Raw genomic sequence first — 20670 nt, 5'->3', positions numbered from 1 at the left:
CTCTCTCAACGCTAAATAAACGGGCTAGATTCTGCCTTGAAGTGGGATGATTGTCACGCTTTCACCGACTTTTACCGTATCAATCGCCGGAGCAATTTCAATCAAGCAGTTCGCTTCACTCATTGAGCACAAAATTCCCGAACCTTGTTTGCCCGTGGTACGTACTGTCAGTTGACCTTGCGTATTAAAAGCGTAAACCCCACGACTGAACTCAGTTCTGCCTTGGCGAGAACGCAAATCTTCCAACGCAATCGCATTGACTTTCAGTGGTTGCCAACCTTGTTCACCTTGCATTTTACGCAGAGCAGGTTCCACAAAGTTGATGAAAGAAACCATTACCGCGACAGGGTTGCCCGGTAGCCCGAAGAAAGGTTTTCCTGCAATCTGACCAAACGCCAATGGGCGGCCCGGACGCATATTGATGCGCCAAAAATCAATTTGCCCCAGTTTTTCTAGCGCGGATTTGATGAAATCCGCATCGCCCACAGAAACACCACCGGAAGTGATCAGCACATCAGCCTGTTTTGCCGCTTGCTCAAGCACTCGCACCATTTTGGCTTCGTTATCTTCGATGATGCCGAGATCGATCACTTGGCAGCCGAGCTGTTTGAGTAATCCTGTCAGAGTAAAGCGGTTGGAATCAAAAATAGAGTTGGGCTCAATGTCACCGCCGGGCGCTTGTACTTCATCGCCAGTCGAGAAAATCGCCACCTTAAGCGAGCGAAATACGTCCGCGTGTGCGAAGCCTAGTGACGCCAACATGCCCATTTCTGGAGAAAGTAAACGCTGGCCAGAGTGAAACACCGCTTGACCTTGTGCCAAATCTTCACCCGCTTGGCGTACGTTTTGCCTTGCTTTGATTTTTGCACCCGCAAAACTCACCACATCGCCGTTTTGCGTGGCTTGCTCACGCATGACCACTGTATCGGCACCGAGTGGCATTGGCGCGCCAGTCATAATCTTAACCGCTTCGCCTAGCTCAACCGTTTTCGGATAATGACTACCGGCGAGCACTTCCGCCACTACACGGTAGCTATCACGTTCAAGATCATCACTGCGCAGCGCATAACCATCCATCGCCGAGTTGCGATAGGCGGGCACATTGATCGGAGAGTGTACTTCACGCGCCAGTACGCGTTGATAGCACTCTTGAATCGCTACCGATTCTGTCTCTGCCAAAGGCGAAATGAGCGACAGGATCTTCTCGCGGCCTTGCTCTACAGAAAGGAAAGCAGGGGATAAGGTGTCGCAGCATGCCGCCGCACTGTTTTTTGAATCTGAAGCAACAGATTGCTGCGTTTTCTGTTCATGCCACTGCTTAACATAATGCAAAACAAAATCGCTGATCGCATCGAGATCATTAATGTTCATTTGCGGCAGAGCCGTTTCGACCGTCTCATCGGCAGCAATCGCAATGATGTTTTCATCGTGAGGGTAAAGCCAAGGCTTACCGACTTCCGCGCGGTGCAGTTCAATTTTTGGAAAGGCGATATTTTTACAGCCTTCAACCAAAATCACATCCAGCTTCTCGGCATCAAATCGAGTCAGCAGATAATCAAACTCCGCTTCGGCATCGGGAGTTTCGGTCATCAGTGCATGACGGTTACGCGAAGCAATCAGCATTTGAGATGCCCCTGCTTTACGTAAGCGATAACTGTCTTTGCCCGGCTTATCGACATCAAAATCGTGATGTGCATGTTTCAGTAGGCCAATGCGCAAGCCAGCCGCCGTCAGCTTAGGAAGTAGGGCTTCTAATAACGTCGTTTTTCCGGTGCCAGAATAGGCAGCGAAACCGAGTAGTGGCAGGTTAGGGCGTTGAGGATTCTGGTTTGCAGAAGGTGTCATGGGTGTAACGCTCCAAATTGCGCCAACTCTTGTGGCGTATTCAAATTAAAAAAGCAGCTCGGTGCATCGCTAAAATCAACATAAGAAGTATGGCATTCATCGTAAAGCAAGATGATTTTGCGATCGCCGCGGGCTAAAAAGGCGCTGAGTTTGGGTAACACGCGTTTATGAAATAGGGTAAACACAGGTTGTTGATGTTCACCATCATGGGCCACTAAGATATCGCTCTCGGGTTTGGCGGCCTGACAGAAACGGGCGACTAAATCATCGCAAATTAACGGGCTATCACAAGGGACAAAGCCGACCCAATCGGTCGGAGCATGACTTAAACCTGCATGAATACCACCTAAAGGGCCGGGGTAATCAGGAAACTCATCGCTGATCACGGGCGCAAATTGCGCGTACAGATTTTGGTTGCGGTTAGCATTGATGAGCAAAGTAGGGGTTTGCGGTGCCAGTTTATCGATCACATGTTGAATAAGCGGCTGACCATTCAACTGGATCAGCCCTTTGTCTTGTCCCCCCATACGGCTGGCTTGTCCGCCAGCGAGAATAACCCAGCTAGTGTCCGAGGTTTGAAGAGTGGGAAGTGTCTGTGTGGTTGTCATTTTTTTCTTTCACAATCTGCAGCAAAGGCGACTCAATCAGTTGGCGATCTTTAATCCACCACTGTTTTTTACACAGCGCCGTGAGGGCGTTGGTTTGGTGGCTAGTGATCACAAGGCTGGAGCCGCGCTCTAATAAATCTCGCGCCATTATAACCAATCTCTCGATAGATTCTTGATCCAATGACGCACTCGGCTCATCCATCAGCAAAATGGAAGGCTTGAGGATCCACGCTCGTGCCATCGCCACACGCTGTTTTTCTCCACCTGAGAGCACAGAAATATGCTCATCGGCCAGCGTTTCTAATCCCACCATACGCAGGGCTGTGATCACTTGCGCTCGTTTTTCATGCGCAGACAAGCCACTGAAACGAATGCCGTACACCACATTTTGATAAACCGTGTTATCAAACAGGTAGGGGCTTTGATGAAGGTAGACCACTTCAGACGTTGCAGAGGTCAAAAATAAGCGCTGCCACCAAGGTTTTCGGCCAAGCACTCTACCATTGCTCGGCTCTAACAAGCCCGCGAGAATTTTCAATAAGGTGGTTTTACCCACACCATTGTCGCCTTTAAGGTAAATGGCATCATTAGGGCCAATGGCGATCTCGGGAATATGAAATAACACGCGATCTTTAAAACGCATGGAAAGCTGCTGCGCGGTGAGTTTAATCGTCATTATTTGCCTTATGTTCTCAAATAGCCTTTACCACGCAGGGAAGAGAGCAGAAAGTTGAGCCCTAGCGCTAAGGCAAGCAGCACCATACCCAGCGCCACACCCTGCGCAAAAGCGCCTTTATTGCTTTCCAATGAAATGGCCGTTGGGATGTTGCGGGTCAGGCCCATGATATTGCCACCGACCATCATTGAGCAGCCGACTTCGGTCACGATACGGGAAAAGCCCGCGATGGTGGCAGCCATTAAAGGAAAACGCGCTTCCCAAACTAAGGTTGCAAAGAGTCTAGGAATGGAAGCGCCCAGCGTCATTGAAGTTTCCAGAGAGCGGCGGTCGGTGGATTGTAACGCGCCATGCATCATGGCAACCAGAATCGGAAAACAGATCAGTGCTTGGCCTAAAATCATCGCTTGCTGGGTAAACAGCATCTGCCAATCCCCCAATGGCCCTGAGCGTGACAGCAACATATACAGCAGTAAACCGATCACGACAGTCGGAACCGCTTGCAGGGTATTGATCAGCGAAAGCAGAGTCCATTTACCGCGAAAATTGGTGTGCGCCAGCACAAAAGAGAGCACCACAGCGGGTACCAGTACCAACGAAATCGCAGTCAGCGAGACACTAAAGGAGACCGCAACGATCTCCCATAGCTTAGCGTCTAGACTCACCAACAGATGTAAAGCATCAAGAGTTGTTTGCCAAAGACTCATGAGTGATTACTGTTTATCCGCATTGGCAACAAAGAGTTGCTGGCCATTCACTTTGTAATCGTTAATCAATTGCTGACCTTTAGGGGTAACCAGCCAATCACTAAATACTTTAGCGGCTTGGTATTGAGTTGTCGGGTAACGCTCAGGGTTCACAATGATCACTTGGTAAGGGTTAAACAGTTGCGCATCGCCTTCAAACAGCACTTTGAGATCCAGCTTATTGTTGTAAGCTAGCCAAGTCCCGCGGTCTGTGAGGGTATACGCTTGCATTTCAGATGCCATGTTCAGCGTTGGCCCCATACCTTGACCAATAGAACGGTAGCCACCAAAGTTCGGTTCAATGTTGTTTTGTGCCCAAATTCCGAGCTCTTTTTTGTGTGTGCCTGAATCGTCACCGCGAGAAATGAACACCGCGCCGCTCTTAGCGATATTTTCAAACACTTTCGCGATGTTCTTTTCATCGGCGATTTTGGCTGGATCACTGTCTGGCCCAACCACCACGAAATCGTTGTACATCAGTTTACGTGGTAGGACACCGTAATCCGCTTCAACAAAACTGGCTTCGGCTTTAGGTGCATGGGTCATGACTAGATCCACATCGCCGTTTTCGCCCATTTTTAGCGCTTTACCTGTACCAGTAGCAATCACATCCACTTTATAGCCCGTATCTTGCTCAAATTTGGGGAGCAAGTAATCCAGCAGACCAGAATCGTAAGTGCTGGTCGTAGTCGCAAGACGGATTCGAGTGTCATCGGCACTGGAAGCTGAGTAACTGACTAAGATGAGTGAAGCAGCCGCGAGGGTAAAGGTCGTTTTTTTCATTATGAATTCCATGACGTTACGTTGGAGGTTAAGTCAGTGATCTATATCAGCTAATACACTGATATCACTGAATGAAATCAATTGCTGATGAGTTTATACGAAACAAAGGTATAGCAAATGGGATGCCAACATCATTCTGAATAATCCAGTTGAAAATCCCCTTCAAAAAGGCGGTGATTCCAACAAATCTTACTTAAAGGCAGTGACAGAATGAGCAATGTGGGACAAAATGTCGCAAATTAGTCTTAGCCAATGTAAGGTTAATTGAGTCGTTCTGTCTCAATGCGTATGGAATCTCTATGTCACCAGTCTTGGATCTCAATCAAACCCATTTATATCAAGCTTTCTCCGTTTTAGTTGTTGATGATGAAGTCGGCATGCAAATGGTGCTAAAAAAAGCACTGAGCAAATGGTTTTCGCGCGTTGATTCGGCGGGCAGCATTGAAGATGCTGAGGAACTTCGCAGTGAGCATCACTACGACTTGTTGATTTTAGACATCAACTTACCGGGACGCTCCGGCATTGAATGGGACGAAGCGTTTACCGATCCGGGTCACCGTGCTGATGTGATTTTTATGACCGGATACGCGGATCTTGATACCGCTATTAGCGCCCTCAAACTGGGGGCAAGCGATTTTATCCTCAAGCCCTTTAATCTCGAACAGATGCTGCAAGCGGTGCAACGCTGTATGAATAAACGCCTCAATGAGCGTTTGCAGTACGCCTTGCAGCGTGATTTTCAGCGCCACTGCACAACACAAATCATTGGCAGCTCAGTACAAACCGAATTACTCAAGCAGCGCATTGTTCAATTTGCTCCGTCGCGCGCTTCGGTGCTGATTGAAGGGGAATCGGGTACCGGTAAAGAGTTAGTTGCGCGTGGCATCCATGAAGCAAGTGGTCGACAAGGTCCCTTTGTGCCGATCAACTGTGGCGCGATTGCGCCAGAACTGCTGGAAAGTGAACTTTTTGGGCACACCTCTGGAGCATTTACCGGCGCGAAGAAGAGTCGTGAAGGGCTGTTTCGTGTTGCCAATGGCGGCACTTTGTTCTTGGATGAAATCGGTGAAATGCCATTGACCATGCAAGCTTCTTTATTACGAGTCTTAGAACAACGAACAGTGCGACCAGTGGGTTCGGAAAAAGAGGTGAGTGTCGACGTGCGAGTGGTGGCCGCCACCAACCGCAATCTGCAACAAGAAGTTGAAAATGGGCGTTTCCGCGGCGATCTTTATTACCGGCTTAATGTGTTGAAAATCGAAGTCAGCCCACTGCGTGATCGCAAACAAGATCTGCATGAACTGCTGCCATTCTTCACCAAAATGCTCTGTGCGGAACTGGGGATGCCAATGCCTAAATGGGCGTATGAAGATATCTCGTCGATGCAAGATTATGATTGGCCGGGCAATATTCGCGAGTTGAAAAACTTAATTGAGCGCTGCTTGTTATTGGGCAAACCGCCTGCGCATTATTGGCGAGAGCTCAATGGTCTGTCTATTCATGTCGAACCTGAGGTGACAATGTCACCAAGTCTCAGCGCCAAAGTTTCCTCTGGTGACAATGTCACGCAACCCAGCTTGGGATATCCCAACGATTGGCCTCTGCGTGCGGTGGAAAAAGCACATATTCAGCAAATTGTGGCGCTGTATGATGGCAATAAATCCGCAGCGGCGCGCGATTTAGGTGTGGCACGTAAAACCTTGGAACGTAAATACAAAGAGTGGGAGAACGAGGATACTAGCCATGAAAGCTAGATGGGCTGTGTGGCAAAAATGGCGACACCGTTTTAAAACCACGGTGCGCTATCGATTGCTCATTTTGACTTCAGCGCCAATTTTTCTCACGTTACTCGCACTGATTGCGATCACCATCTACTGGTCACTGCACTACACCTGGAACAGCGCTTTAATTGATGTGTCTGAGCGGTTAGGCGTGGCGCAAAACAGTGTAACTCTGCTGCAACAGAAACAAGCTAATCACGTTAGCGCGTTTGCTGAGTCGTACGATTTCCGCAAGCGTCTGCAAGAGGCGGAAACGCTCAGTACCTTGCCGCGTTGGGTGCAGAATCAAAAAGGTCGCTATGGTTTGGACTTCTTAAGTTTTGAGCGAGTGGATAGCTTAGAGCAGAAGTTTCGTTATCTCGATCTCACCAAGCGAGAATCTTTCTTTGATGTACTTAGTGCAGATGAGCTAGAAAGGCTCGATCCCGATTTAGCCAAGCAAGCGCAAATCCCGATTCTTAATGCTCAGCAGATCGAAACTCGGGGATTAGTCAGTCGTACCGTGATTCCCGTGCGCAACGACTTCGGTGACATCATAGGTTTTTTGGATGGCGGTTTACTGCTCAATAACAGCACAACCTTAGTTGATCAAATTCGAGATCTCATCTACCCAAGCCATCAAGATCAGCTTCGCCCAACGGGCACTTTAACCCTGTTTTTGGATGACTTACGCGTCAGCACCAACGTGCCACTAGATAGTACAATTCACGCTGGGCGCGCGATAGGCACACGGGTGTCATCCGAAGTGTTTAATCAAGTGCTCAAAGGTGGTCAGCAGTGGGTTAATCTGGCGTATGTATATGATGCTTGGTACATCACCGCGTATCAGCCGATTCGCGATCAATACCATAACGAAATTGGCATGCTGTACACCGGCTATTTAATGTGGCCGTTTTTAAAAGCCTATGTCACCAATATTTTAGAAGTCGGGATTACGACGCTATTCCTGTTAGTGATTTCAGGTCTCTTTGTGTACCGCGGCTCGCGCGATCTGTTTCGTCCGATTGAGCGTATACATCGCGTCGTAAAATTGGTTCAACTCGGTAAAATCAAGCGAATCGGCCCGATTGGTCTCGATGACAAGCACGAACTCGCACAGCTTGCCAAACAGTTCGACAATATGCTGGATCAGTTGCAACAGCGTAATGAAGAGATTGTGCAAGCGGCGCACGAGTTAGAAGAAAAAGTGCAATCGCGCACCGCCAGTTTGCAAGAGAAAACCGCGCAGCTTGAACACCACATTGCCTTGCTTAACCAAACGCGCAATAAGTTAGTGGTGCATGAAAAACTGGCGGCACTTGGTGAGCTCACGGCTGGGATTGCGCATGAAATCAATAACCCTACCGCCGTGATTCTCGGTAATACCGAGCTAATTCGTTTTGAGCTTGGTGCTGATGCGAGCAGAGTCGAAGAGGAAATTGATGCCATCTTGCTGCAAATCGAGCGGATCCGAAACATCACCCGCAGCTTGTTGCAATACAGTCGCCAAGGCGGAGTGCAGGACGAAATCACGTGGCAGCACGTCAATCCGATCATTGATGAGAGTATTACCTTAGTCAAAACCGGCTCGAAAAAACGCGACATTGAATTTGTGCTGGAGCTGAAAGCGCACAATTCGGTGGAGGTGAATCGCCATCAACTGCTGCAAATACTGGTTAACCTACAGATGAACGCGATTCATGCCATGAACGGCAAAGGTCGTATCACTATTCGTAGCGAAGATTGGGTGGAAGAGAAAGAAAGCCGCGGCGCGGTGATCCACATTGAAGATCAAGGTTGTGGTATTAAGCCGGAAAATCTCAAACGCATTTTCGATCCGTTTTACACCACCAAGCGTGAGGGGACGGGGCTTGGACTTTCTGTATCACAAAGTCTGCTTAGCCAATCTGGCGGAGAAATTAAAGTGCAGTCTGAATTGGGTGTGGGTAGCACTTTCAGTATCTTCCTGCCTTCCAAAAATGAAGCGAAACTTCGCGAGACCTTGCTGATTCAATAATCGTCATCCGAAAAATGTTCTATTTTATCGGTCATTTCACTTGAGATGACCGACTTTCATGCGCGTTATGTAAATCAGGGCTTGTAGTCTGGGCGCTGAACAAGTAACGTTGCGCAGATTTTTCTATTTGTGATCCCTGTCAGCTTAATTTAGCCACTCAAAGTGCGCCGTTTTAAGTGGACGGGAATGTTAACGCACTAAGGTACAGGCTTTGATTTCTACAGCGAATATCACTCAACAATTTGGCGCTAAGCCACTGTTTGAAAACATTTCAGTTAAGTTTGGCGAAGGTAATCGCTACGGTCTAATCGGGGCAAATGGCTGTGGTAAATCCACCTTCATGAAAATCCTCAGTGGTGAGCTCGAACCAAGTGGCGGTAACGTGAGCTACGATCCAAACGAGCGCGTTGCTAAGCTGAATCAGGATCAGTTTGCGTACGAAGAGTTCACGGTAATCGACACCGTTATCATGGGTCACAAAGAGTTGTGGAAGGTAAAACAAGAGCGCGACCGTATTTATGCGCTGCCAGAAATGACTGAAGAAGATGGTATGCGTGTTGCCGATCTCGAAGTGGAATTCGCCGAGATGGATGGCTACATGGCGGAATCCAAAGCGGGTGAATTGCTGCTGGCGGTGGGTATTCCTCTTGAGCAACATTACGGCCTGATGAGCAGTGTGGCTCCTGGTTGGAAACTGCGTGTGCTGCTGGCGCAAATCCTGTTTGCAGACCCAGATATCATGCTGCTTGACGAACCTACCAACAACTTGGACATCGACACCATTCGCTGGTTGGAAGATACGCTGAATGCGCGTAACTGCACCATGATCATCATCTCGCATGACCGTCACTTCTTAAACTCAGTGTGTACCCACATGGCGGACTTGGATTACGGCGAGCTGCGTATTTACCCAGGTAACTACGATGAGTACATGACTGCGGCAACTCAAGCCCGTGAGCGTCTGTTGTCTGATAACGCGAAGAAGAAAGCGCAAATTGCTGAGCTACAAACCTTCGTAGCGCGTTTCTCTGCGAACGCATCGAAAGCAAAACAAGCGACTTCTCGTGCAAGACAGATTGATAAGATCAAACTGGATGAAGTGAAGGCATCTAGCCGTCAGAACCCGTTCATTCGTTTTGAACAATCGAAAGAGCTGTTCCGTAACGCCCTGATTGTTGAAAACCTCAGCCAAGGTTTTGATCATGACCTGTTCAGCAACTTCAACGCGATTTTTGAAGTGGGTGAGCGTGTTGCCATTATCGGTGAGAACGGTGCAGGTAAAACGACACTGCTCAATACACTAGCGGGCGTACTTGAGCCTCGCAGCGGTGCCTATAAATGGTCTGAAAACTCGAACATTGGTTACTACGCTCAGGATCATGCTCACGAGTTCGCGGAAGATCTGAACTTGATGGAGTGGATGGGTCAGTGGCGTCAAGAAGGCGATGACGAACAAGTGGTGCGCAGCTTCTTGGGTCGTATGCTGTTTGGTCAAGATGACATCAAGAAGTCAGTGAAAGTGCTGTCGGGTGGTGAGCAAGGTCGTATGCTGCTTGGCAAACTGATGATGCACAAACCGAACATGCTGCTGCTCGATGAACCAACCAACCACATGGATATGGAATCAATCGAGTCTTTGAACAACGCATTAGAGCAGTACAAAGGCACGCTATTCTTCGTATCACACGACCGTGTATTTGTAGACTCATTGGCAACCCGCATCCTCGAAATCCGTGATGGTAAAATCACTGACTTCAAAGGCACTTACGCTGAGTTCCTGAAATCACGCGGCGTTGAAGGTTAATTTCCCAAGCCAATATTTTCTTCCATGCCAAATAATACAAAGAGCCTCTGCGTGAGGCTCTTTTGCTATCCGAAAAACGTTCAAACCCGTTATGGTGCATAAACGTTGTTATGCTTCTTCACTGTGGCCTTTCACATCAAACACCACTTTGTCTGCGCCACTGTACACATGAAAGCGGCGACCGGAAGCGCGAGCAATCGTGGTAATGCCAAAACGTTGCGCAAGCTCAAGCCCCATTTGAGTCACACCCGAGCGCGATAGCAGTACAGGAATCCCCATCTGCGCCACTTTAATCACCATCTCGGAGGTTAAACGCCCTGTGGTGTAGAAAACTTTGTCATCACCACGCATGCCATTGAGCCACATTTCACCGGCCAAAGTATCCACAGCATTATGGCGACCGACATCTTCCACAAAAGAGATCACCCGATCCTCTTGGCAAATTGCGCAGCCATGCACCGCGCCGGCTTTTTTGTAGGTGTCGTTGTAGTGGGTCAACGCTTCCAGAGCCGCGTAAATTTGTGATTGTTTAATTGGTTGTTGTGGTACTTGGTAATTCTCAAGCTGCTTCATCACGTTGCCATACATGGTGCCTTGGCCACAGCCGGAGGTGACGGTTTTTTTCTTCAGCGCAGGCTCTAAATGGTCAATGTTTTCACGCGTAACCACCGCGGCCGAATGGGTTTCCCAATCGATGATGATGGAATCGAGCGCTTCCGGATCGGAAATAAAACTTTGGTTTTTCAAATAGCCCAACACTAAAGACTCGGGGCGTGAACCGAGTGTCATCAAGGTCACAATCTCTTTCCAGTTGAGCAGGACAGTGAGAGGGCGTTCACAGGCGATCGATTTCACCAGTTTTTCGCCGTATTCGTCATACACTTCAACTTCAATGGTTTGCAGAGGATTTTCGCTGGTTTTGATGATGGAAGGTTTAGCCACTCTGGATTCCTGTGTGATGCTCGCTTTATTCACCGCCGATCTGTCAGTGCAAATCTTAGGGTAGAGCGAATAAGAAAAAGTGCCGTCAATGTAGCAAAAAGGGTGCCGAATCAAAAACAAACTGAACAAAAGTGATGATGTCGCTCTACTTAAAGCAAGGTACTGGAACCCAATGGCGCAATTATTGCTTTAATTTCAACTCTGATTGTTAATTTAGTATGGGTTATGACTGAACAAACTTCTCCTGAATCCTTAACGGATGCTGCTCATAGCAAAACCGACATCGCTTGGCCGCTCGCTTGCAACCTTGAGCCGCGTTTGGTCTCACGTGGCCGTTGGCAAACCACGCAGTGGATGTTGCACGGTTTCAGTTTAACGCCAGAGGCGCAGAGTCAATATGTTGCAACCTTACACTTGTATCGTGACGAGCGTACTGACTATCGCTTTAACCTCAGTTCACAAGCGCCAAAGCTGTTCTTGGTTGCCGAAGATCCGATTGAAGATCAGCCGCTTAAAATCGTGCAATTGACCGCATCGCAAGCCGTCGCCAGCCGCTATATGGACAGCGATTATCTGGTGCTGTCGGCCGATATGCCGCTACCCATGCAGGCGTGGATGGAAGCCTATATTGGTCGTCACGGTGAGCTACTGGAAATTCGCCGCAAGAAACGTGAAGGCGCGGGGAGGTCTTGTGGTAACTGAAAACACGTTTTTCTCTCGTTGGTCACAACGTAAATTAACCGCAGAATCAGAGCAAGCGCTTGATACAACGAAGAGTTTGAACTCAGAGCCTGCGCAGGCAGAGTCGATTGCTAATCAATCTTCGGTAGACACTAAAAGTGGTTTGGTGAGTGATGCGCTCGAACAACCTCATTCAGCAGAGAATGAAGAACCCAGCGTAGCGAGTTTGTTGGTATCCGGTGCTTCGCAAGAACTGAAGAAAGCCGCATTGCGTAAGCTGTTTTTAAGCGGCGAGTTTAGTGAAGTGTGTATGCTGGATGATTACAACGCGGATTACAGCAATACAGCAACTCTCACCACGCAAGTCGCGCAAACCTTACGTCAATGGTGTAATGAGGTAGAAACGACGCCAGACGTTAAGTCTGAAAAAGCTATGCCTGATCAAACTATGCCTGATTTAAGCATGCCTGATGAAACGACAGCTTCTGCGACCGAATTCGCGGAGGATTTTGCGCGACTTTCTGATCACAATACGCTTTCTTCTTGCGATACTGCGGCATCTGACACACTGAACAGTGAGACAAAATATACCGTATAGAGATTAGGGACATTTTGACTTACTCCTCAATAGGTAGAGTGAGACATAATGTCTCACTCTTATTGTGGCTTTTCATTTCTCATCCCCGTTATCGATAAATTCTCTGATCTTTCAATAAAATAAATTTGGAACGCTATTTGCTTTAGCTTATGTAAAACGAGCCAACACGCTCGTGATTCTTATAAGCGGAAGCAAGCAATGTTAAACAACCTACTACAACAAGCGACGTCTCCAAATGGTCGGGCGAGACAGTATGCGATTGAGCATACGGTTGAGTTGACCAATCTTATTCCTCCTACCGTAAGTTACGAAAGTGGTGGCCATACCTTAATTATTGGGCCCACGATGCTCATTGAGCGTATTACCGAGCCACTGAGCAGTATGGCTTCAATCACGCTCCTTTCTGTGGATGGTGAGCCTGGCACACAAAGCAATTTGTACTACGCCGATACGGTTGAAATCAGCGGTTTCCTCGGCGCCTTCTCGGTGAACGTAGAAAACCACGGTAAACGAGTCAATTTGGCGCAAGCCGCGATAGGTGGAAATACCTTTGATATCGTATTGGATATGTCACTCAATGGTTTAATGAGTGAAGAAGTGCCTGTGCCCGGTTATTTTCCGGTAGGACGTGGTTATCCAAAGCTGGCGGATGCGCTGGAAGAGATCCCAACTCTGATGGGTACCTTCGATAAACCTAAGTATTTCCGTCTGGATACAGACTTGTGCGCGCACAGTTCACGTGGTGTGAAAGGGTGTGAACGCTGTGTGGATGCATGTCCTGCTGGCGCGCTGTCCAGTGAAGGTTCAGAGCAAACAGGGCATCGCATTCAAATTAACCCTTATCTGTGTCAGGGCGTCGGAACCTGCGCGACGGCTTGCCCGACCGAAGCGATTCATTACGCGCTGCCCAATCCTACCGATACTCAAAAATTTATTGAGCGATTACTGGCGAATTACCACCAAGCCGGCGGTGAAAAACCGATCGTGCTGATCTGCAGTTCTCGTCATGAAAGTTACAACGTCATGGCATTAAATGTCTTGCCAGACAATGTCATTCCGGTGGTGGTGGAAGAGCTGCCTTCCGTCGGTATCGACAGTTGGTTTGCCGCTTTAGTTAACGGTGCAACTCAAGTGTTGTTTGCGGCGAGTCGTCACATGCCACAAACCATTCAACGCATTCTCAACCAAGAAGTGAGTATGGCGCAGAGCCTGCTGACTCACTTAGGTTTGGCAAAAGAGACGATTGATATTCTTTATCTCGAATCGTTACGTGAGGGAATGCCGGTACTGTGTGAACAGCCGCTTGGGCTTAAGTTGGGTGACTTAATCGGTAATAAGCGCGAACGCCTGTTTACCGCGCTGGATGCGTTAGCGGAAACACTCAATGCTGAACCTAGCGTTCAACCACTCAGCATCAGTGCACCTTACGGCACCATTGAATGCCAAACAAGCGATTGTACTTTATGCATGAGCTGTGTTGCGGTTTGCCCAACGCGTGCACTGCATCCGGCGGGTGATAGCCCTGCCTTACGCTTTATTGAGCAAGACTGTGTGCAGTGTGGTTTGTGTGTCAAAGCTTGCCCTGAACAAGCGCTTAGCGCGACGCCACAACTCAACTGGAACAAAGCGGCACGTCAAGGAGTGGTGACCTTGCATCAAGAAGAGCCCGCTAAGTGCCTGCGCTGCCATAAGCCTTTCGCGCCACAATCCATGATTACCATGTTGCAAACCAAGTTACGAGGTCACTCACATTTCGCCACGCCGGAAGCGCTCAATCGGATTGCGATGTGCGAAGACTGTCGGGTAGTCGACATGTTTGAAGCCATGGCACATGACCCTGAGCAGCAGCTCAAGTATTAAGGAGAAAGCCATGCAAGAGCAATCTGTGCGTTCACAGTCAACACATTCACAGTCAATGCGTTCAGACATCTACCTGCTGCTCGCCACACTGCTGCGTGATGTGCCCTCAGCAGAGCTGTGCACCTTTCTAGCCGAATTGGACTTTGAGGCCAATGGCACCTAGGGTTTGGTGCGTATGCGTGGGAAGGAGTTAGCCAAAGAAGGATATAAAAGATATATAGGAATGAATTTGGAGAGAAGAGTATCATGTGAGGTTTAGGGGGTAGAGGTAGGATGGGTGTAGCGTAATTGGAATATGGGATTGGGTATTTGTTGAGAGATAGGTATGGTATAGAAGATGGAAGATTTTAGGTTGATGGGTTGGAAGCTGGTTGGGGGAGGTCTAGAGTGTTGTATTAGTCTTGAGAGTGAAATTGTTATGTGAGAGGGAGTTGAGGGGAGTTTAATTTGGATGTGGGTGGGTGCGTGATGAAAGGTGTTGTAGTTTTGAGGGGGTGGGAATTAGGAATTATTAGGGGGGATTTAAGGGATGATGAATGAGGGGGGGGGGTGGGGGTATTTAGGGGGTGAATTTGGAGGGGATGATGAATATTATATTTGGGGTGTGTTGGGAAAGAGGTAGATAGAGGGTTAGGGAGGGGGGGTGGGGTGTTATTGGGGGTAGTGGTATATATGATAATTGATGGAGATTGTTGAGGGTTGAGGTTGAGTGGATGGGTTAAGGGGGTAAGGGGGTGTTTTAGTGGTTAGGGTTATTTAAGGGTTGGTTTGATGTAGGGAAAGGTTTGGTAATAATATGTGGTGTGAGAGAGAGGTGGTTTTGGTTGTGTATTGATGGTTGTTTTTGTTAATTGGTTTAATTTGAGTAGGGAGTTGATGGGAGTTTGGGGGTGATTTGGGGGGTTGGTGGGGGGTGTTGGGGGGGTGGAGGGGGGGGGTTGGGGTTGTTGTTGTGATGGGGGTTTGTTTACTGGGGGGGGGGTGTTTGTTTGTGGGGTGGGGTTTTTTGGGATGATAGTTTAGATTTTTATGGAGGGTGGTGTATTATAAGTGTGGTAATTAAAGTGGTGTAGATATTTAAGGGATTATGAGGTAATTTATTGGTTTTTGTATGAGAGGATGGTGAAGGAGTATGGGTGGTTTTTATAGGAATAAGGGATGAGGGGGTCAGTGAGAGGTTGGTGAATATATGTTTTATTAGAAGGATGGTTTAAGTTTTGATATGGAATGAGATGTTGAGTAGATGAGATATTTTAGGTTGTGTTAGTTATTAAGGTGATAAATGGGATCACATACATGGAGGGTTATAAGATGTTGTTATTTAGGGGTTCTTGTATGGTATTTGTTGAAGGAGGGGGGGTGATAAAAATGGATTAGATGGAGGATGAATAGGGGAGTTTGGAGCACACCACAGGTTATAGGAATAGGTGTTAGGAGAAGATTTTAAATTGATGATAGTTGAGAGGATGTGGTTGTTGATTGTGAATGGGGTAATGAATTAATTGTTTTTGGTGTAATTGTAGATGATGTTAAGTGTTGTTATGGAAACTGTGGAGGGTGTATGAATAGGATGTGATTTAGATAAGTTTAGTGAAGGGATTTATGTTAAGTAATTTGGAATAAATGTGGGGGATAATATAAGTTGTAGATAATTGGATCTGTAGTGTGAAATAGAATATAGGGGGTTGAGGGGGGTTATATAGGGGGGGGTGGGGGATTTTGGTAATTAGATGGATTGGTAGGGATATTAGGGTTGGAGTGGGGATGGGATGTGGGGTGTATGTTAAAAGAAGTTGAGATATAATGTGGGATTGGATGATATTGGTGTTTAGAGTTTGATGTTTTATGAGGATTTTTTAGGGGGTGAAGTGAAGATTGAGGGAATGATAAAGGTAATGGAGGATTTTGAAGTGGTGTGGGGAGATATGAGAGAAAGTGTGGTAGGGGAATGGGTGGGGGGGAGGATTGAGGGGGGATTGGTGGGTGGGATTTTTTCATCACACATCACACTTGATCTGTTTAAGAATATAGGTATTTGGTTGGTTTTTTTTAAGAGATGTAGTGGAATTTTGGTATAATGAAGTTGTTGAGAGGTATAATTGGCGTTTGAGATGTTGTTGTTTTATTCAATATGAGTTTGAATTGAGAGGTACAAGATAAGGAGGGAAGGGGTGGGGGGGGTGGGGGGTTGGGGGGGTATATAATATAATATGGGTTATTTATTTTATAGTGAGTTATGATTACTTGTGTGGGAGAGGGGATTAGAGACACACTCACACAGGAGGAGGGGTGAATTATTGAGGGGAAAGGGGGAGATTAGTTTTAGGGATTGGGATTATAGATTTTGGATAGTGATTTATGTTTATTTAAGGGTTATTATGTTTTGTAGTAGGTTAATGGTTTTAAATGGGATTGAGTTTGGGAGTTGGTGGAGGGTGGGGGGGTTATTTTAAAGGGGGTAATTGGGATAGTGTTAGGGGGAAGATGGGATGAGAGTGGGGGGGGGGGGAGGGGTGGTATGGGAGGGAGGGGGGGGGGGGAGAGTGTGAAGGGGGGATAGGGGTAGTGTGGGGGGGGTAGGGGTTTTATTTGTATTAAGAGGATTAGGGTTTATTATGGAGAGGAAATGGGGGAGTTGGGATGGGAATGAAGGGGTAAGGGGTTTTATTAGGGATGTGGTTTGGGGTTTGGGGGGATGGGAGGGTGGGGGGGGATGTGGGTGGGGGGGGGGGGGGGGTTAACTATTGTTAATTAGGGGGAGGGAGGTTGGTTAGTGAGATAAGGTGGGTGGGGTAGTTAGTAGTTATATCACGGAGTAATAGATGGGGTTTTACAGTAGGGGGGATGGGGGGGGGTTGGGGGGTAGGGGGAGTTAAGGAGTGGATGGGGAGGGTGATTGGGTGGGTGACTCTATCTATATCTCTATCTCTATCTCTCTCATTAATAGGTTTGATGGTGAGTGATTATTTTTAGGGGTGAGGGGGGGGGGGGTGGATTAGGGGTTTGTTTATGATGGAGGGTGGGGGGGGGGGGGGGGGGGGGGTTTTGATAATGGGGGTGGGTTGTAGGGTAAAGAGGTTGGGTTATTGGGGGGGGTTAGGTGGGGGGTAGTAAGGTTATTTGAAATGTGAAGAGGGTTTTAGGATAATTTTGGTAGGGGATATATAGGAATTTTTAATTGAGGTGGGGGAGGCAGTTGGGGGAAGGGGGATTGGAGTGTAGTAGGGTGGAAGGGAATGGGGGGGTTAGAATGTTGTGGTTTTATAAAAGTTATATATGAGGGAGGGGTATGTAAGATGAGTTTTAGGTGAAGTTGGGGAGGGTTTAGTAAGGTAATGAGGGGGGGGGGGGGGGGGGGGGGTGGATGGGGGGGTTGGGGTTGGTGGGGAGGGGAGGTTGTATGAGTAGATAGTTTGGTGGGGGTAATTTGAGAGTGAAATGTTTGGGGTGAGTTGTTGAGGAGGTATATAATAGGATGGTGGGATGTTTTTAAAGTGAGTATGTATGTTTGTGGATGATGTTGGTTTAATTATGGTTTAAGGTTGAATTGATGGCGGTATTCTGAGGTCGCGATCAAACACGGCTGTATTCCATTTGGTAACGCGAAAGCGCGTGCGATTGTGTGGACATTCCCAGATCGCGTACCGCTGCACCGTGAACCTCTATATACCCCACGCCGTGATCTGCTGGCTGATTACCCCACGTGGGACGACCAAGCATTCATCTTCCGTGTTCCAACCCTGTTCAAATCGATTCAAGCGCAAGATAAATCAGTGGAATACCCGATCATTCTTACCTCGGGTCGCTTGGTCGAGTATGAAGGCGGCGGTGAAGAAACCCGTTCTAACCCTTGGCTAGCCGAGCTACAACAAGAGATGTTTGTTGAAGTGAACCCGAAAGATGCCAACGATTTAGGCTTTATGGATGGCGATATGGTTTGGGTTGAAGGTGCAGAGAAAGGGCGCATCAAAGTCAAAGCTATGGTGACACGTCGTGTGAAACCGGGCATGGCGTTCTTACCATTCCACTTTGGTGGCAAATTCCAAGGTGAAGATCTGCGTCCGAAATACCCAGAAGGGACACAGCCTTACGTGGTTGGGGAAGCGGCAAACACCGCCACGACCTACGGCTACGATCCTGTCACCTTGATGCAGGAAACCAAAGTCACCCTCTGTAACATTCGTAAAGCGTAAGGAGCTTACCCATGGCAAGAATGAAATTCCTGTGTGACACCAAACGCTGTATCGAATGTAACGGCTGTGTCACTGCCTGTAAAAATGAAAACGATGATGCTCTGGAATGGGGCATCCAGCGTCGCCGCGTAGTTACGCTCAACGATGGTGAACCGGGTGAAAACTCGATTTCCGTGGCGTGCATGCATTGTACCGATGCACCTTGTATGGCGGTGTGTCCGGCAGACTGCTTTGTGCATACCGAAGATGGCATTGTGCTGCATAACAAAGATCTCTGTATCGGTTGTGGTTACTGCTTGTTTGCTTGTCCGTTTGGTGCTCCGCAGTTTCCAAAACAAGCCTCATTTGGTGAGCGCGGCAAGATGGACAAATGTACCTTCTGTGCTGGCGGTCCTGAAACAGAGCCGGGTTCAGAAGAGGAACGTCGTAAATACGGAGCCAACCGTATTGCGGAAGGTAAACTGCCCATGTGCGCTTCTCTCTGTTCTACCAAAGCACTGTTAGCGGGGGATGCGGAGAAAATCTCCGATATTTTCCGTCAACGCGTGGTTGAACGTGGAGCGAAAGGTGCCGGTTGGACGAACGGTGAAGATCTCGCCTATGACGCAACTCGGAGTTAAGTGGCTATGAGACAAAAACTTTCTCGCGCCACTCGTTTTGTGCTGCCTTTATTGGCAGCACTGCTGTGCTGGTTGGCTCAACCCGTGATGGCAGAAGAGAACGCAAAACCGGATGTGGTGCAAAAAGAGATGACCCAACTGGCTGGCGCAGACTTTTGGCGTCAGGTACGACAAGGCGAAGCGGGTTACACCACGTCTCAGTCTCCTGAACATGGCGTGTTGATCAGTAAACCGGGTGAAACTTGGTTTATCCTTAAAGAGAAATGGATGTCTCCGGCTGGTGCGGTGGCGATTTTCGGCAGCATAGCAATGGTCGTGCTAGCGTATATCGCAGTCGGTCCGCTGATGCTGAGTAAGCCGCGCACCGGACGTAAGCTGAATCGCTGGTCACGCTCAGATAGGGCGCTGCACTGGAGCATGGCGTTTACCTTCCTGACCTTAGCGTTCAGTGGCTTGATGCTGGTGTACGGTAAGCACTTCTTAAAACCGTATATCCCAAGTGAGCTGTGGGGCTGGATCATCTATGCCGCGAAGCAGTATCACAACTACATGGGACCACTGTTTTTCATTCTGCTGATGTTTGTGCTGCTCAAGTGGTGGCGCAAATCCATTTTCAATAAAGTGGATGTGCAATGGTTTATGAAACTCGGTGGCATGGTCGGTAAACACAAAGGCACACACCCTTCAGCAGGCTTTTCTAATGCTGGGGAGAAAGCCATTTACTGGTTACTGATTGTGTTTGGAACCTTTGCGGCCATTAGTGGCTTGGTGCTCGATTTTCCGATTTTCGACCAGACGCGTCGCCACATGGAATTGTCTAATCTGATTCATATGTTCTCAGCCCTGATCTTAATCTGTGGCTTTATCTTCCATATCTATATTGGTCTGTTTGGTATGGAAGGCGCATTAGAAGGCATGGTGACCGGCAAAGTGGATGAAACGTGGGCGAAAGAGCATCATGACCTTTGGTATGAAGAAGTAAAACGCCGCGGTGAAATTGAAGAGGTAAGTGCGGAATCTCAACCCGTCTCATTCAACCAAACGAAAGGAGAGGTGAGCCATGAATCAAGATAGAGCGCACAAGTCAGTGTGGTTTGTCTACATTGCAAGCTTGCTGACACCATTCACCTGCTTGCTCTCGGGCGTGATTGGCATTATCTATGCGGGTTACCGACTGGATAAGAACCAAGATGGTGAGATAGCGAATTCCCATTACTATGGCTTAATTCGCAGTTTCTTCCTCTATCTCACTTTCTTTGTGGTACTGATTGTGACGGTTGCAACCACGAACGGCATCATCATGGGTGTGAATCGCTACTGGATGCCGGAATCTTGGCTTGCCAAGCTTGGACATGGCATTCCTTATGTGGGCGCAATCATTGCCGTCGGAGCCATCTCGATCTGGATCTGGCGTATGATCCAAGGCATGCAACAGTATCAAAATAACTTATCGCATTCCCCCTCCAAAGGGCCTAATCTGTAATTCCATACCCGGCCAAACAGCCGGGTATTTTTTACCCTGCAACATTTTGCTGAG

At 48.0% G+C, this 20670-nt stretch carries 16 protein-coding genes and 2 pseudogenes; 12 read left to right on the top strand and 6 right to left on the bottom strand.

Annotation, left to right across the window (positions count from 1 at the left end; all coding sequences use genetic code 11):
• Nucleotides 1–24 precede the first annotated feature (24 nt).
• From MKA69_RS11240 to MKA69_RS11220, 5 genes are read right to left on the bottom strand one after another with little or no spacing between them, the layout of a single operon-like run.
• Complete coding sequence (locus MKA69_RS11240) at nt 25–1845, bottom strand: bifunctional molybdopterin-guanine dinucleotide biosynthesis adaptor protein MobB/molybdopterin molybdotransferase MoeA (RefSeq protein WP_305848064.1); 1821 nt, start codon at nt 1843–1845, stop codon at nt 25–27.
• The gene (gene mobA / locus MKA69_RS11235) at nt 1842–2453 is read right to left on the bottom strand and encodes a molybdenum cofactor guanylyltransferase MobA (RefSeq protein WP_305848063.1); all 612 of its coding nucleotides are present in this window, start codon (nt 2451–2453) and stop codon (nt 1842–1844) included. The genes MKA69_RS11240 and mobA overlap by 4 nt, the downstream gene beginning before the upstream one ends.
• Nucleotides 2407–3129 carry an energy-coupling factor ABC transporter ATP-binding protein gene (locus MKA69_RS11230; protein WP_113600024.1) on the bottom strand — a complete coding sequence of 241 codons (723 nt, stop codon included), beginning with the start codon at nt 3127–3129 and terminating at the stop codon, nt 2407–2409. Before MKA69_RS11230 ends, mobA begins: the two co-directional genes overlap by 47 nt.
• Nucleotides 3130–3137: 8 nt before the next feature.
• Nucleotides 3138–3836, bottom strand: a complete 699-nt coding sequence (locus MKA69_RS11225) for an ABC transporter permease (protein ID WP_305848062.1) — start codon at nt 3834–3836, stop codon at nt 3138–3140.
• A 6-nt stretch (nt 3837–3842) separates the two neighbouring features.
• Complete coding sequence (locus tag MKA69_RS11220; RefSeq protein ID WP_305848061.1) at nt 3843–4658, bottom strand: substrate-binding domain-containing protein; 816 nt, start codon at nt 4656–4658, stop codon at nt 3843–3845.
• Between the two features lie 299 nt (nt 4659–4957).
• Between MKA69_RS11220 and MKA69_RS11215 the strand changes: the two genes are divergently transcribed.
• From MKA69_RS11215 to MKA69_RS11205, 3 genes are all read left to right on the top strand, one after another.
• Entirely contained in the window at nt 4958–6412 is a 1455-nt protein-coding gene (locus MKA69_RS11215) for a sigma-54 dependent transcriptional regulator (protein ID WP_305848060.1), read from the top strand.
• Nucleotides 6402–8435 carry a HAMP domain-containing sensor histidine kinase gene (locus MKA69_RS11210; RefSeq protein ID WP_305848059.1) on the top strand — a complete coding sequence of 678 codons (2034 nt, stop codon included), beginning with the start codon at nt 6402–6404 and terminating at the stop codon, nt 8433–8435. Before MKA69_RS11215 ends, MKA69_RS11210 begins: the two co-directional genes overlap by 11 nt.
• Nucleotides 8436–8646: 211 nt before the next feature.
• Nucleotides 8647–10239 carry an ABC-F family ATPase gene (locus MKA69_RS11205; RefSeq protein WP_000625972.1) on the top strand — a complete coding sequence of 531 codons (1593 nt, stop codon included), beginning with the start codon at nt 8647–8649 and terminating at the stop codon, nt 10237–10239.
• A gap of 108 nt (nt 10240–10347) precedes the next feature.
• Here MKA69_RS11205 and MKA69_RS11200 read toward each other — a convergent pair whose 3' ends face one another.
• A complete protein-coding gene (locus MKA69_RS11200; protein WP_305848058.1) occupies nt 10348–11181 on the bottom strand; it encodes a formate dehydrogenase accessory sulfurtransferase FdhD in 834 nt (277 codons plus the stop codon).
• 225 nt (nt 11182–11406) lie between these two features.
• Between MKA69_RS11200 and MKA69_RS11195 the strand changes: the two genes are divergently transcribed.
• From MKA69_RS11195 to MKA69_RS11155, 9 genes and pseudogenes are all read left to right on the top strand, one after another.
• Nucleotides 11407–11883: a DUF3305 domain-containing protein gene (locus MKA69_RS11195; protein WP_305848057.1), complete on the top strand. Its 477-nt coding sequence runs from the start codon at nt 11407–11409 to the stop codon at nt 11881–11883.
• Nucleotides 11810–12460, top strand: coding sequence for a DUF3306 domain-containing protein (locus tag MKA69_RS11190; protein WP_305848056.1), 651 nt, complete (start codon nt 11810–11812; stop codon nt 12458–12460). The genes MKA69_RS11195 and MKA69_RS11190 overlap by 74 nt, the downstream gene beginning before the upstream one ends.
• A gap of 198 nt (nt 12461–12658) precedes the next feature.
• Nucleotides 12659–14320, top strand: a complete 1662-nt coding sequence (locus tag MKA69_RS11185) for a 4Fe-4S binding protein (RefSeq protein WP_305848055.1) — start codon at nt 12659–12661, stop codon at nt 14318–14320.
• Between the two features lie 25 nt (nt 14321–14345).
• Nucleotides 14346–14480: pseudogene (locus tag MKA69_RS11180) on the top strand (molecular chaperone); the annotation flags it as partial.
• Nucleotides 14481–16158: 1678 nt separating this feature from the next.
• The gene (locus tag MKA69_RS11175; protein WP_305848054.1) at nt 16159–16398 is read left to right on the top strand and encodes a hypothetical protein; all 240 of its coding nucleotides are present in this window, start codon (nt 16159–16161) and stop codon (nt 16396–16398) included.
• Between the two features lie 1488 nt (nt 16399–17886).
• A pseudogene (locus MKA69_RS11170) lies at nt 17887–18513 on the top strand (formate dehydrogenase subunit alpha); the annotation flags it as partial.
• Nucleotides 18514–18524: 11 nt separating this feature from the next.
• Nucleotides 18525–19133: a formate dehydrogenase FDH3 subunit beta gene (gene fdh3B, locus MKA69_RS11165; protein WP_055028903.1), complete on the top strand. Its 609-nt coding sequence runs from the start codon at nt 18525–18527 to the stop codon at nt 19131–19133.
• A gap of 6 nt (nt 19134–19139) precedes the next feature.
• The gene (locus MKA69_RS11160; RefSeq protein WP_305848053.1) at nt 19140–20207 is read left to right on the top strand and encodes a formate dehydrogenase subunit gamma; all 1068 of its coding nucleotides are present in this window, start codon (nt 19140–19142) and stop codon (nt 20205–20207) included.
• On the top strand, nt 20194–20616 hold the full coding sequence (locus MKA69_RS11155; RefSeq protein ID WP_305848052.1) for a hypothetical protein: 423 nt from the start codon (nt 20194–20196) through the stop codon (nt 20614–20616). The genes MKA69_RS11160 and MKA69_RS11155 overlap by 14 nt, the downstream gene beginning before the upstream one ends.
• The last annotated feature ends 54 nt before the right edge of the window (nt 20617–20670 follow it).

The sequence above is a fragment of the Vibrio sp. AH4 genome, from assembly GCF_030710545.1.
Classification (GTDB): Bacteria; Pseudomonadota; Gammaproteobacteria; order Enterobacterales; family Vibrionaceae; genus Vibrio; species Vibrio metoecus.
The sequence above is the reverse complement of the archived record's forward strand: the minus strand, read 5'-3'. Positions and strand labels throughout refer to the sequence as shown.